Origin of the sequence: Sphingomonas sp. 179-I 2A4 NHS, from assembly GCF_045369135.1 — a bacterium.
Taxonomy (GTDB): Bacteria; Pseudomonadota; Alphaproteobacteria; order Sphingomonadales; family Sphingomonadaceae; genus Sphingomonas.
In genome coordinates this window covers 1-10,431 of sequence record NZ_JBIQFL010000026.1, presented here as the reverse complement: position 1 = coordinate 10,431, position 10,431 = coordinate 1, and the positions used below count along the sequence as shown (strand labels likewise).

Below are 10,431 nucleotides of genomic sequence, written 5' to 3'. Positions count from 1 at the left end.
GATCGTCAACAACAACCAGCCCGTTCCCGACGTGTTCTCCAAGATGACCAAAATCGCAGCTTCGGGCCGACTGGGCCCTACAGCTTGAAGGCAGCGGCATGACCGAGGATTTCAAGCGCCAGATGCGTGCCGACACCATGCGGATCGAGGGGCTGGCCGCAGCCCTTCCCGCCGATCACGATGGACGCCGCGCCGCGTTGGTCGAAGCCGCAGACGCCTACCATGCCGCTATCATGGCCGGTGACGAGCGCGCGCGCCGCACCGCAGATGAGCGCGCGTTAGCCGCGTTGGTGGCGTTGAACGACGGCGAGCTATTCGGCTTCGCAATGTCGGGGAAGGCCCCCGACCAGATGCTCGACGCCTGCGCCGCCCAGCCCGGTACGGTTCCGAGTTGGGGGCAGCGCGGCGAGTTCGTCCTAACCGTCGATGGTATGCGCGTCCGTGTCGTCTTTGATCCCAACCTTGGCCGATCCATGCCCGCACACATCGGGTTGCATGTGGTGGACGCGGGTAAGCCGTTCATCAGTGACACGGGCTTTTGGTCCCGCTGGCAAGGCGACATGATCGAGGGGCAGACGGTGGACGAGGCCGCGCGCGTGATGATCGAGCAGAGCCTTTCGGAGAGCGGGCGCAAGATGCTTGCCCCCGGCTTCCGCGAGCGCCGACAGGCCGAGGATGTTCCGGCATGGATCGACGGCGCAGCGGCCCCGGCATCGGACTTCTACGAGGATCGGGGAGGACAGGTCGCGTTCGCGTTCTAGCGTCAATAGATTGCGGCAATACTATTGACAGCTATTGACAGAAAGCCTATATAAGAGGGACCGGGACCGAGGGGCGGCAACCCCTTCCCGGCCCCTCAATCTCCACCGCAGGAGCCAGCCATGACCACCGGCAAGCCGACCCCGACAATCGCACAATGGATCGCACTTCTCGACTTCCGCGACCGCTACGGGCGCACTTGGAAGGACGCGCTTTGGACGAAATGGGGCAACGGGCAGGACCATTACGAGCCGCACGCCGCTGACCTTCATTCCGTCCGCAACCATGCCGATTTCGGGCCGAGCTGGCTTCATGGCCTCAAGCCCGACCTGTTGCAGCGCCAGCGCGAGCGGTTCACCCTCACCCTCGCCCATCGTGACGACAACACCGTCAGGGCCGAGCAAGAGGCAGTCGCCAGCGCGCTTGCGAACGACGACGGCCACAAATGGGCCGACATGACGCCCGAGGCGCAGGCCCCGTACACGCGCAAGGCAACGCTCGCCATGCTCGCCCTGTCCAATCTCCGCTACCAACGGGAGCAGGGCCGCTAGGCCCTGTCGGGAGGTACGCAATGCGCTTTGCCCGTCACACCCGCCACCACGACGCCTACAACGTCACCCCGCGCAAGATCGCGGCGTTCGAGCGAAAGAAGGTCGCAGAGCGCAACGCCCTCCCCTTGTTCGCAGCGCAGACGGCAGCGCGGCAGATCAGCGCCGACGAGGAGATGCAGCGCCGGGAGGAAAACTGGACCCGGCGCGTGATCGAGCGGCGGGGGCAGATCGCGGCAGAGTGGCGGGAGGTTCGCGCTCGCTTCTACGCCCTGCCCCCGCATATCCGGGCCGAGGTTCGCAGCCGTTGGGCGCGCTGGACCGGCCCGCTGACGGCCTCGATGCAAAATCATATCCGGCGCGAGGTCGCCAAGACGCTGACCGCCGAGCCGGACGATTTCGCCAGCATGAGCGTTGCCGAGCGGATCGCAGAGACAGCGCGCTTGAACGACATAGCGCGGGCGCGGGAGTTCTACTGGACGCATTGGGATTATTCGCCGGGGCTGCTGCTATGGCTTTCGCCCTTTTTTGAGCCGACACCGGAGCAGCCAGAGCCGCACCGGCACCTGACCGTTTCGCGGGGCCTGTGGTCGCGGTTCTATCATGCGTTCGCGGACTATGCGGATTGGGGCCACAACACCGATCCGAGCGGCGAGCATCGGGAAGGCATCTTCACGATCGACGCGCAGGCGTTCCGGTTCGAGATTTCCTACCATCGCTATGACAGCGACGAGGAATCGCGCGTGCCGTGGAATACAGACCTGACCCGCCGTGTCGTTTGGGTTGGGTTGGCCGACGAGCGGAGGGCCTGACAATGGCCCGCCGTGCCGTGCGCGAGCCGCGCCACGTTCCTACCCCGAAGATCATCGGCCACCAGCCCGACCTATTCGACGGTCCCACCCTCACCCATGAGGCCAAGCCGGTGCCGGTATGCAGCGACCGGCAGCTTCGCGGTTGGATGCGCGCCACGACCATAGCCGACATCGAGGGCGGCAGATGATCCCCCAGGACGAACCCGAGAGGCAGTTGACCCCGGATGGCCACTGGCGTGCAGAGTATCGCGCGCGCCAGCTCGCCCAGCGGATCGCGACTGTTCAGGCAGATTTGTTCGGCGCACCAGCTATCGAGACATACCATCCGAACACGGCACCGAGGCCGCCAAAGCGTACCGCGCGAAACTTCAAGCCGCGCCCCTTTCTGACTAAGGACGAGATTGCCGCAATGCTCGCCAGCGCGGCAAATTGGTTGCGGCTAGGTCAGCCGGTCAAGATCGCAGATGACAGCCCCGGCGAGTTTGCAGGCAGATGCGGTGTAATCTGGCGCAAGGGGAGCGCCGTCTTTCCCGATATGGTCTATGTCTATCTCGACCTTGTTGGCAACGAGCGCAGCGAGAAGATCGCGTTTGTCGAGGTTCGCGACGTAGCGCCCAACTATGGCGAGTGACTGTCAATAAATAACGCCACTTCTATTGACAGCTATTGACAGCCTGCCTATATATGAGGGGCCGGGATCGAGGGGCGGCAACCCCTTCCCCGGCGCTTTCTCTAACTCCCGCAGGAGTGGCGCAATGGATAAGCCTACCGCGATCGTCGCAAACCTCGTTCCCGAGGATAAGCGGCTTTCGGTTCTGCCCGACTTTTTCGAGTTCCGGCAAATGCTTCATGCTGAAAGCATGACTTTCAAGTTCATGGAACGACTGTCGATCGACTACGCCGGGGGCTACTGGCATTACTACCGCCTGTCGAATGGCGGCTTTTACATGGCCCCGGCGATCGACAAGCCGATGCGCGTTTCGTGGAACGGCAACGGCTATGAGGGAACCATGAGCGCGGATGCCGCTGGTATCGTCGCCACCCTGTTCATGCTCAACGTGCTGGCCGAGGACGGCACCGAGCGGATGGCCGACCTCTATTATCAGCTTCGCGACTTCGCGAGCGAACACGCCGAGCGGCCCGCCATCTTCGCGGCCATCGACTGACCAAGGCAGGCCGGGGGCCTTCCCCCGGCTTTGCTGGACGAGGAAACCGCCATGCCCCGCCCTGTCCACCTTGTTGCATGTGTCAGCCAGAAGCGCAGCGAGCCAGCGCGGGCGCGCGACCTCTATCAATCGGATTGGTTCAACAAGGCCCGCGCCTATGTGACCGCGCAGGGCGGGCGCTGGTTCATCCTGTCGGCGCATTATGGGCTGGTCGCACCATCGCGGGTGATCGCGCCCTATGATGTGACCCTTGGCGATATGCCCGCAGCCGAGCGCCGCGCATGGGGCGAGCGCGTTACCGCCCAGCTTGCCGAGCAGATCGGGCCGCGAACCCCCGTCGTGATACTGGCAGGCAGGCTCTACCGCGATCCGCTATCGTCATGGACTGGCGCGCGTGGTCGCGTTCCTATGGAGGGCTTGGGTATCGGCCAGCAAAAGGCGTGGCTTGCCGCCCAGGTCGAAGCAATCAGAGAGCGCACCGCTATGGCGGCGCAGCTCGACTTGTTCGAGGGCCTGTCGTGATCCTTTGCCTCATGGTTGGCGATAGCCTCGCCCAATTCGCCGCACAGGCCGTCAGGGCCGCGCAGGGGCCAGCTTGCAGGGTTGTGGCGCGTCAGGGTGCCGGATCAGCCGAAATCGCGTCGTGGCGCGTCCCTCCGGTCGATGCGACGTTCGTTGTTATCTCCGCAGGCAGCAATGATCCGCGCAACCCTGCCCTGCCCCGTAACCTCGCCGCGATCCGCGCGCGGATCACCGGCAAGCGCGTGGCGTGGCTTCTGCCCTACGACCGGCAGGCCGCGTTGATCGTTCACCGGGTCGCGGTCAGTTTTGGGGATTCCGAAATGGACCTTGCCGCCTATCCCGCCCGCGATGGCGTCCACCCACAATCCTATGCCGGCGTTGCCGGCGCGCTCGCCCGTTGGGGCATCCGCTTCGGAGGTACGCCGAAATGAAAATCGACGTCGAGCAGGTCAAAGCCCGCCATAGCCTAAGCGCGGTTATCGGCCGTCGCGTGAAGCTACGGAAAGCAGGGCATGAGCATGTCGGGCTTTGCCCCTTCCATCAGGAGAACACGCCCAGCTTTAGGGTCAACGACACCAAGGGCCTGTTTCATTGCTTCGGGTGCGGCGCGTCTGGCGACGTGATCGACTTTATCCGCGCGATCGACGGGCTGGACTTCCGCGGTGCGGTTGAGTTTCTGGCGAACGGCGATTTGCCCGCGGCCGATCCGATCGACCGCGCGAAGGCCGAGCGGATCGAGCGCGCCGAGCGGATCGAGGCGACGAAGGAAGCCTTTCGCCAGTGGGCCAGCGCCCGTAGCATCACAGGCACCCCCGCCGAGATCTATTTGCGGTCGCGGGGCATCACCGGGCCGGTCCCTTGGTCCGTTCGGTTCACCTATGCGCCTATTCGGATCGACAAGGAGACGGGCAAGCCCGGTCCCCGCCTACCCGCTCTAATCGCGGCCTGTCAGGACGTGAGGGGCAAGATTGTAGGCGTGCAGCGCATCTTTCTTGATCGCGAGGGCCGGAAGGCGCGGATGACGAACCCCAAATTGAGCTTGGGGCAGACACGCGGTTGCGCGCTCCGTCTAGGCGACGTGGCGCGGCGGATCGTGCTTTGCGAAGGCCCCGAGGACGGTTTGACCCTTCGCCAGCGCCATCCCGACGCGAGCGTTTGGGTTTCACTTGGAACCGGGGGGCTGGCGCATGTCGAGTTGCCGCCCGAGGTCGAGGAGGTGATTTTGGCGGGCGACAACAATGCACCAGGCCGTGCCGCGATCGAAGCCGCCGAGCTGGCCTACACCGAGCAGGGCCGGAAGGTCCGGCCCGTGTTTCCTGACCCCCGGTTTGAGGATTGGAACGACGAATTACGGCAGCAGGAGAGAGCCAAGTGACGGAGCGGTTTGACGGTCAAAAGGCCGAATGGATCGAAGCGGCCGGCGACGCCTTCACGGCAATCCGATTAGTCACCGGCTACGGCAATCGCATGAACCAGCCCCTAAGTGGGGACACGGTATATGCCGTAACGCAACTTGCCGACATGCTGCATAATGTCGGTGCGTTTGCACGCGGCGACGGCGGGGCGAGCGGTTATCACACGCCGGAACGGTTGGAGCAGGTTCGTGCCAGAACGCGCGCCCTTGTTCAGAGCCATCATGAGGGCGCTACCGACCAACGCTATTGGCCGAGGTTTGATAGGCCGGGGGTTTTCGCGCGCATCGCGCAGGCCATCACCGGCGCGCGAACATGAGCCGCTATCGTCAACAGCCGCAAAAGGTTGTATTGACAGGTATTGACAGCGGATCGGGCGAACGCCCGAAGGATGGAGATAGGACGTTGAGCAGCGCGACGATGACCCCCGAGGAGTTCGACGCCGTACAGAGCCGGTTGGGCCGCATGACGCTCGACACCCTGCGTATCGCACGCGAGGTTTTGGTTGATGGCAAGAGCCAGACCGAGGTTGCAGCGGCATACAAACTCAGCCGGCAGCGCGTGAGCCTCGCGGTTCAGCGCGTCTTGAAAGAGGCGCAACAGGTTCCGGCAAATTGGCAGTTGCTGGAAATCTGGCTTCCCCCCGAGCTGATCGCGCGCGTGCGTGAAATGGAGGCCGAGGCCCGCGCCCAGGTGGCAAACTCGTAATTTGATTGCCGCGCAGGCGCGGCGCTTGATGGAGATAGAGCCGTGGCTGATACGCCGTCGAAATCCGAGATACCCGCCCCAATGCAGCGGACCAATGTTGAGCGCGATCGGCAAGTCGAGATCGCGCCGAAGCTGGCCCAGCATGAGGCAGAGCGCGAGAACATCGAGGAGCTTCGCGAGCGGGCGGCGAACAGCGCGCAGCGCGCCGAGCCGGGGCAGACGTATCGCGGCAAGATTATCGCCGTGACAGCCGAGCATGTGTTGCAGCAGCGCGAGAACCGGGCGAACGAGGTCATCCAGCATGACCGCATCGCGTTGAGCGGTGCAGTGCGCGAAGGTCGCGACACCGAAATCAGCTATCCGCACGGAAAGGCTGGCCTCGCTACCGATATGTCAAAAGCCAGCGGCCACGACCGGCAGCACCAGCACCAGCACCAGAACGATCGCCGCTACATCGAGGCCGAGCGGGACTAATGCGCCCGTATAGGCCACGGCAACGGCGCTATCCGGCCTGGACATGGTTTGCGGTGACGGGTGCGGGTATTGCAGCCGCAGCCTTGGGAATGAGCGTCCCCGTTGGGGACGCGCGTAATCATCCAATGGCTGGCGCCGATGGAGCGCCTTCGGCGCGCGCGTCTGACAAAGCCTCGCCTTCGGCGCGGGAAGATGGATACGTGCGCGTCATCGACGGGGACACGTTCGACATAGACGGCGAACGTGTGCGGATTTGGGGCATAGATGCGCCCGATAAACCGGAAGCCATGAAGCGGGCCGCAGGACGACGGGCAGCGGCGATTATTGAGCAAGAAGGGCTTACTTGTTCAACGAGCCTTGCCGCCAATGTGGCGTTGCGAACGGGCAAAATGTGTCCATCAAGCCTGACCAGCTACGGACGTAAAAACGCGCAATGCCGTCTAAATAGGACCGGCGAGGATTTCGGAAACCGCATGATCCGTGAGGGCTTCGCAGTCAGCTACAAGCGATACGATTGCGGATTCTATGACGAGCTAATGAGCAAGGCAAAGCTCACGCGATCGGGGTTGTGGCGCAGCTACCCAGCGCAAATGGCTAAGCTGGCGGAATTGCGATCGAGGAGCGCCAAAGGCCGTTATTGAGGAGGCAGTAAATGCACGACGACAACAGGGCCGAATCCGATTTTTGGATAGGTGAGTCTCTAAAGGTTTTGGAGGTCGCTATCCATAATACGCGCTTCTACGTGGGCGATGCTGGCAGGTCCGAGCAGGTTGCGGAGCTATTGACCTTGATCGCTGATATTCCGCCGTTGGTACGTCAACGGGCGCTTAGCCCGAATGGCACGCGGCGCTTGGGATACATCGTGGAACGCGCGAACCAGATCATGCGGGATATTGAGCAAGGGATAAGACGCACCCCGCCCGAGCCGACATTTTGGGGTAGGTTGAGGCAAGTTAAGCAAGGGTTTCGGCAAGCATGGGGGGTGCAGTTCGGACGCAGTTCGGACGCACAACGGACGCATGACGGACGCGCATCGGATGCAAGAGGGATGCAGATCGGGCAGTATGCTGGCGGCAAGGGCGTGATGATCGAGGGCTTGTAGAAGGGAGAAGGGGAAAAAGGGGAGGAGTTGGGCGCGACCCTTCGGGCACGGCTCTATCTCCGCTTCGCTCCGACCAAGCCCCTACGGGTCTTGGCCCTGCCGGGTAACGATCCTCGCGTGCCGCTGTGCGTGGCTACGCCATGCTCGCAGCAGGGAGGCCGGCAAGCCGGCCGCGTTTTTTAGGAATGGTGATGACCGACAGAGTTGCGATGATCGTTCGGACATTCACCCCGATCATGGAGCAGGCTGGTTTCCGACAAGTCGGCCGAGAACCGGCCGATGAATTGGAGCTGGACGACGGCGAACGCCTCGCACTGATCGACACGCTTATCCGGCGCTTGATGATGCGAACCGGGCGGGAGGCCCCTGCCCTTCCTATTGGCATTGACGATGCTCCCGCCGATCGCCTCGAATGGTTCGGCATCGCCGTACAAACATGCGCCGAGGCCGGATACTACTACGAGCGAGCCGCCCAGGCGAAACGCTGAAAGGGAAATGAGCGCGCATCGAGCGCGCCCCTTTCCCGCTGCCGCAGGAATATAACTCTCTCTGATGACTTCCTAGCATTTCGGCAAAAGCGGTCAGCATCAATGATCGACGGTTCCCCCAATTTGCTTCGCAAATCGGCTCCCCCGTCGCCCGCTAAAGCGGCGCGGCTAAAGCCGCGTCATTGACCCTGCCCGCTTTCACCGAACCGCCGACTTTGTCATCAAGACAAAGAGGAAGGATCGAACATGCGCTGGATCATTACCGCAGACCACATCGGCACGAACTCGCACGGAGTTGGTGACGACGAGAACGGCAAGCGGGTGCAGACCTTTGTTACCGCTGGCGACCCCCTCTCTTACGATTTCCGGCTCTACGATGACGACGGCAACCTCTACTATGAGGGCCGCACCAACGACATAAACGAGGATGAGGAGCGCGCTTTCGCTCCGCTGGATTGGGCGCGGCACATGGCAGGATGCACCTACATGACCTACCGCCAACACGGCCTTCATAATGCCGCATTCGAGGCGCACCATGCGCAGGCCTATACGCAAGCTGTCTATCGCCAATATGAGGACTGGCTCGCTGCGCCGGTGGAAATCGTCTTCATGCAGCCGGTGGCTTGAGGATGAGCGATAATCGATCCTCCCCGCCGGCCGCGCCACCGGCAGCCCTGATCGCAGCGATGGAGGATCACGCATGTTCTTCCTGAAGGAACTGCCCTCGCGGCAGATGATCGATGGCTATGCCGGCACGTACGGCATGCCGGCGGATTCGGTCGCGCGGGGGCTGTCGATGATGCGGCGGGCAAGCCTGTTGATACGCCGGCTGGAAAGCTATTTCGCGCAGCATGGGCTGTCGCAACTCCGCTTCCTGTTCCTCATCGTCATCGACCGGGAACCCGAACGCGATACGCTGACGGTCGGCGAGATCACGGCCCGCCTCGACGTGGCAGGCCCGATCGTCGCGCGAACCTTGCGCGCGCTGGAGACGGAGGGGCTGCTCGTCGTTACCAGGGATGACCTAGACGCGCGAACGAAGCATGTCGGGTTGACCGATCGTGGCAGTGCGCTGCTGGCGCAATTGCTGCCGGGTTATTTCGCGATCATCGCCGAAGAGATGGAAGCGACGGAGTGACCGGCGCGTAGAGAACATGGCGAATGCTTCCGGCACCTCCGCATGGACGAGTGCGTAATCGGGACCAAGGGTACGACATTGTCGCTTGCCGCCGTCATGCCCGTGCGCCCGACCTGCGATCGGCGGCGAACGTCTCGCCAGGCATCGCCGCGATGGCATTGCCGGTACGCGGAATACGCTCGAACGGCTTGAGCGTGGCATGGTTGCCGGCTGCAAGCACCGCCACCCGTGGCACGAGCCACCCTGCCGGTCAACGATCGGCGTTGGATCGGAGCCGCCGCTGGCAGCTCCGATCCGTCGAGTACGTTGCAGGACATCCCCAACGAACGTCTCAGCCATGGATGAAGGCCAGAATGTCGGCATTGACCTCTTCGGCATGGGTGGTGTGCATGCCGTGCGGCGCGCCTTCGTAGATTTTCAGTTCGCTGCCACGGATCAACGCATGCTGCTTCAACGCAGCCGCCTTGTACGGCACGACCTGATCGTCATCGCCCTGCAGGATCAGTGTCGGCACGGTAATCGCCTGAAGGTCGGCCGTCTGATCGGTTTCCGAAAAGGCCGCGATGCCCTCATACTGGGCCTGGGCCGATCCCATCATCCCCTGCCGCCACCAGTTGCGGATGGTGGCTTCGGACGATTTGGTCAGCAGCCGGTTGAACCCGTAGAAGGGACCGCTGGGCACGTCGAGGTAGAATTGCGCCCGGTCGGCGGCAAGCTGCGCCCGGAAATCGTCGAACACCTCGATCGACGTGCCCTCGGGATTGTTGTCGGTCTTGACCATCAGCGGGGGCACGGAACTGATGAGGACCGCCTTCGCGACACGGCCCTGGGGCTGGCCGTGCCGGGCGACATAGCGCGCGACCTGACCGCCGCCCGTCGAGTGGCCGACGTGGATCGCATCACGCAAGTCCAGCGCTTCGACCACCGCCGAGGCGTCGGCGGCATAATGATCCATGTCATGGCCTTCGCTCACCTGGCTCGATCGACCGTGGCCGCGCCGGTCATGAGCGATCACGCGAAAGCCCTTCGCGAGGAAGAACAGCATCTGGGCGTCCCAGTCGTCCGCGCTCAGGGGCCAGCCGTGATGGAAATGGATCGGTCGGGCCGACTTCGGCCCCCAGTCCTTGTAGAAAATCTCGGCGCCGTCAGCGGTGGTAACGAATGGCATGGCTCTTCTCCATTTTTGTCGTTGACAGTGATGGGGATCGCAACGTCCCGGACAGACCCTGCATTCCCCAAGTGGCGTGGCGTTTGAGGTGAAGATCGCCTGTATCCGAGCGCTAGACAAGGATTTTCTGCCGC

General features: G+C 63.1%; 19 protein-coding genes. 17 read left to right on the top strand and 2 right to left on the bottom strand.

Annotation, left to right across the window (positions count from 1 at the left end; translation table 11 throughout):
- The first annotated feature begins 98 nt into the window (after positions 1-98).
- The 17 genes from ACH0CP_RS18720 to ACH0CP_RS18640 all read left to right on the top strand — a co-directional run bounded on the left by ACH0CP_RS18720 (position 99) and on the right by ACH0CP_RS18640 (position 9,129).
- Entirely contained in the window at positions 99-761 is a 663-nt protein-coding gene (locus ACH0CP_RS18720; RefSeq protein ID WP_406890146.1) for a hypothetical protein, read from the top strand.
- A gap of 120 nt (positions 762-881) precedes the next feature.
- Positions 882-1,310 (top strand): hypothetical protein, encoded by a 429-nt coding sequence (locus tag ACH0CP_RS18715; RefSeq protein ID WP_406890148.1) that lies wholly within the window; start codon positions 882-884, stop codon positions 1,308-1,310.
- Between the two features lie 20 nt (positions 1,311-1,330).
- On the top strand, positions 1,331-2,119 hold the full coding sequence (locus ACH0CP_RS18710) for a DUF3768 domain-containing protein (protein ID WP_406890150.1): 789 nt from the start codon (positions 1,331-1,333) through the stop codon (positions 2,117-2,119).
- Positions 2,120-2,121: 2 nt separating this feature from the next.
- A complete protein-coding gene (locus ACH0CP_RS18705; protein ID WP_406890152.1) occupies positions 2,122-2,307 on the top strand; it encodes a hypothetical protein in 186 nt (61 codons plus the stop codon).
- Positions 2,304-2,750: a hypothetical protein gene (locus ACH0CP_RS18700; RefSeq protein WP_406890154.1), complete on the top strand. Its 447-nt coding sequence runs from the start codon at positions 2,304-2,306 to the stop codon at positions 2,748-2,750. The genes ACH0CP_RS18705 and ACH0CP_RS18700 overlap by 4 nt, the downstream gene beginning before the upstream one ends.
- A 124-nt stretch (positions 2,751-2,874) precedes the next feature.
- On the top strand, positions 2,875-3,285 hold the full coding sequence (locus ACH0CP_RS18695) for an antirestriction protein (protein ID WP_406890156.1): 411 nt from the start codon (positions 2,875-2,877) through the stop codon (positions 3,283-3,285).
- A gap of 51 nt (positions 3,286-3,336) precedes the next feature.
- Positions 3,337-3,807, top strand: coding sequence for a DUF6884 domain-containing protein (locus ACH0CP_RS18690; protein ID WP_406890158.1), 471 nt, complete (start codon positions 3,337-3,339; stop codon positions 3,805-3,807).
- Positions 3,808-3,890: 83 nt separating this feature from the next.
- Positions 3,891-4,238 carry a hypothetical protein gene (locus tag ACH0CP_RS18685; RefSeq protein ID WP_406890160.1) on the top strand — a complete coding sequence of 116 codons (348 nt, stop codon included), beginning with the start codon at positions 3,891-3,893 and terminating at the stop codon, positions 4,236-4,238.
- Positions 4,235-5,182: a CHC2 zinc finger domain-containing protein gene (locus ACH0CP_RS18680; RefSeq protein WP_406890162.1), complete on the top strand. Its 948-nt coding sequence runs from the start codon at positions 4,235-4,237 to the stop codon at positions 5,180-5,182. The genes ACH0CP_RS18685 and ACH0CP_RS18680 overlap by 4 nt, the downstream gene beginning before the upstream one ends.
- The gene (locus tag ACH0CP_RS18675) at positions 5,179-5,538 is read left to right on the top strand and encodes a hypothetical protein (RefSeq protein WP_406890164.1); all 360 of its coding nucleotides are present in this window, start codon (positions 5,179-5,181) and stop codon (positions 5,536-5,538) included. Before ACH0CP_RS18680 ends, ACH0CP_RS18675 begins: the two co-directional genes overlap by 4 nt.
- Complete coding sequence (locus ACH0CP_RS18670) at positions 5,535-5,927, top strand: TrfB-related DNA-binding protein (protein WP_406890166.1); 393 nt, start codon at positions 5,535-5,537, stop codon at positions 5,925-5,927. The genes ACH0CP_RS18675 and ACH0CP_RS18670 overlap by 4 nt, the downstream gene beginning before the upstream one ends.
- Positions 5,928-5,969: 42 nt before the next feature.
- A complete protein-coding gene (locus tag ACH0CP_RS18665) occupies positions 5,970-6,401 on the top strand; it encodes a hypothetical protein (protein WP_406890168.1) in 432 nt (143 codons plus the stop codon).
- 200 nt (positions 6,402-6,601) lie between these two features.
- On the top strand, positions 6,602-7,042 hold the full coding sequence (locus ACH0CP_RS18660; RefSeq protein WP_406890170.1) for a thermonuclease family protein: 441 nt from the start codon (positions 6,602-6,604) through the stop codon (positions 7,040-7,042).
- Between the two features lie 11 nt (positions 7,043-7,053).
- Positions 7,054-7,503 (top strand): hypothetical protein, encoded by a 450-nt coding sequence (locus ACH0CP_RS18655; protein WP_406890172.1) that lies wholly within the window; start codon positions 7,054-7,056, stop codon positions 7,501-7,503.
- 191 nt (positions 7,504-7,694) lie between these two features.
- Complete coding sequence (locus ACH0CP_RS18650) at positions 7,695-7,991, top strand: hypothetical protein (protein WP_406890174.1); 297 nt, start codon at positions 7,695-7,697, stop codon at positions 7,989-7,991.
- Positions 7,992-8,237: 246 nt separating this feature from the next.
- The gene (locus ACH0CP_RS18645; protein ID WP_406890176.1) at positions 8,238-8,618 is read left to right on the top strand and encodes a hypothetical protein; all 381 of its coding nucleotides are present in this window, start codon (positions 8,238-8,240) and stop codon (positions 8,616-8,618) included.
- Positions 8,619-8,691: 73 nt separating this feature from the next.
- The gene (locus tag ACH0CP_RS18640; RefSeq protein WP_406890178.1) at positions 8,692-9,129 is read left to right on the top strand and encodes a MarR family winged helix-turn-helix transcriptional regulator; all 438 of its coding nucleotides are present in this window, start codon (positions 8,692-8,694) and stop codon (positions 9,127-9,129) included.
- A 94-nt stretch (positions 9,130-9,223) separates the two neighbouring features.
- Here ACH0CP_RS18640 and ACH0CP_RS18635 read toward each other — a convergent pair whose 3' ends face one another.
- The gene (locus tag ACH0CP_RS18635; RefSeq protein ID WP_406890180.1) at positions 9,224-9,355 is read right to left on the bottom strand and encodes a hypothetical protein; all 132 of its coding nucleotides are present in this window, start codon (positions 9,353-9,355) and stop codon (positions 9,224-9,226) included.
- A gap of 105 nt (positions 9,356-9,460) precedes the next feature.
- Positions 9,461-10,297, bottom strand: coding sequence for an alpha/beta hydrolase (locus ACH0CP_RS18630; RefSeq protein WP_346004587.1), 837 nt, complete (start codon positions 10,295-10,297; stop codon positions 9,461-9,463).
- Positions 10,298-10,431: the final 134 nt, after the last annotated feature.

Coding starts and splice junctions, on each gene's coding strand:
- ACH0CP_RS18630 (WP_346004587.1), bottom strand. CDS start 10,297: ATGCCATTCGTTACCACCGCTGACGGCGCCGAGATTTTCTACAAGGAC.
- ACH0CP_RS18670 (WP_406890166.1), top strand. CDS start 5,535: ATGAGCCGCTATCGTCAACAGCCGCAAAAGGTTGTATTGACAGGTATT.
- ACH0CP_RS18655 (WP_406890172.1), top strand. CDS start 7,054: ATGCACGACGACAACAGGGCCGAATCCGATTTTTGGATAGGTGAGTCT.
- ACH0CP_RS18650 (WP_406890174.1), top strand. CDS start 7,695: ATGACCGACAGAGTTGCGATGATCGTTCGGACATTCACCCCGATCATG.
- ACH0CP_RS18715 (WP_406890148.1), top strand. CDS start 882: ATGACCACCGGCAAGCCGACCCCGACAATCGCACAATGGATCGCACTT.
- ACH0CP_RS18680 (WP_406890162.1), top strand. CDS start 4,235: ATGAAAATCGACGTCGAGCAGGTCAAAGCCCGCCATAGCCTAAGCGCG.
- ACH0CP_RS18700 (WP_406890154.1), top strand. CDS start 2,304: ATGATCCCCCAGGACGAACCCGAGAGGCAGTTGACCCCGGATGGCCAC.
- ACH0CP_RS18640 (WP_406890178.1), top strand. CDS start 8,692: ATGTTCTTCCTGAAGGAACTGCCCTCGCGGCAGATGATCGATGGCTAT.
- ACH0CP_RS18705 (WP_406890152.1), top strand. CDS start 2,122: ATGGCCCGCCGTGCCGTGCGCGAGCCGCGCCACGTTCCTACCCCGAAG.
- ACH0CP_RS18720 (WP_406890146.1), top strand. CDS start 99: ATGACCGAGGATTTCAAGCGCCAGATGCGTGCCGACACCATGCGGATC.
- ACH0CP_RS18710 (WP_406890150.1), top strand. CDS start 1,331: ATGCGCTTTGCCCGTCACACCCGCCACCACGACGCCTACAACGTCACC.
- ACH0CP_RS18695 (WP_406890156.1), top strand. CDS start 2,875: ATGGATAAGCCTACCGCGATCGTCGCAAACCTCGTTCCCGAGGATAAG.
- ACH0CP_RS18690 (WP_406890158.1), top strand. CDS start 3,337: ATGCCCCGCCCTGTCCACCTTGTTGCATGTGTCAGCCAGAAGCGCAGC.
- ACH0CP_RS18645 (WP_406890176.1), top strand. CDS start 8,238: ATGCGCTGGATCATTACCGCAGACCACATCGGCACGAACTCGCACGGA.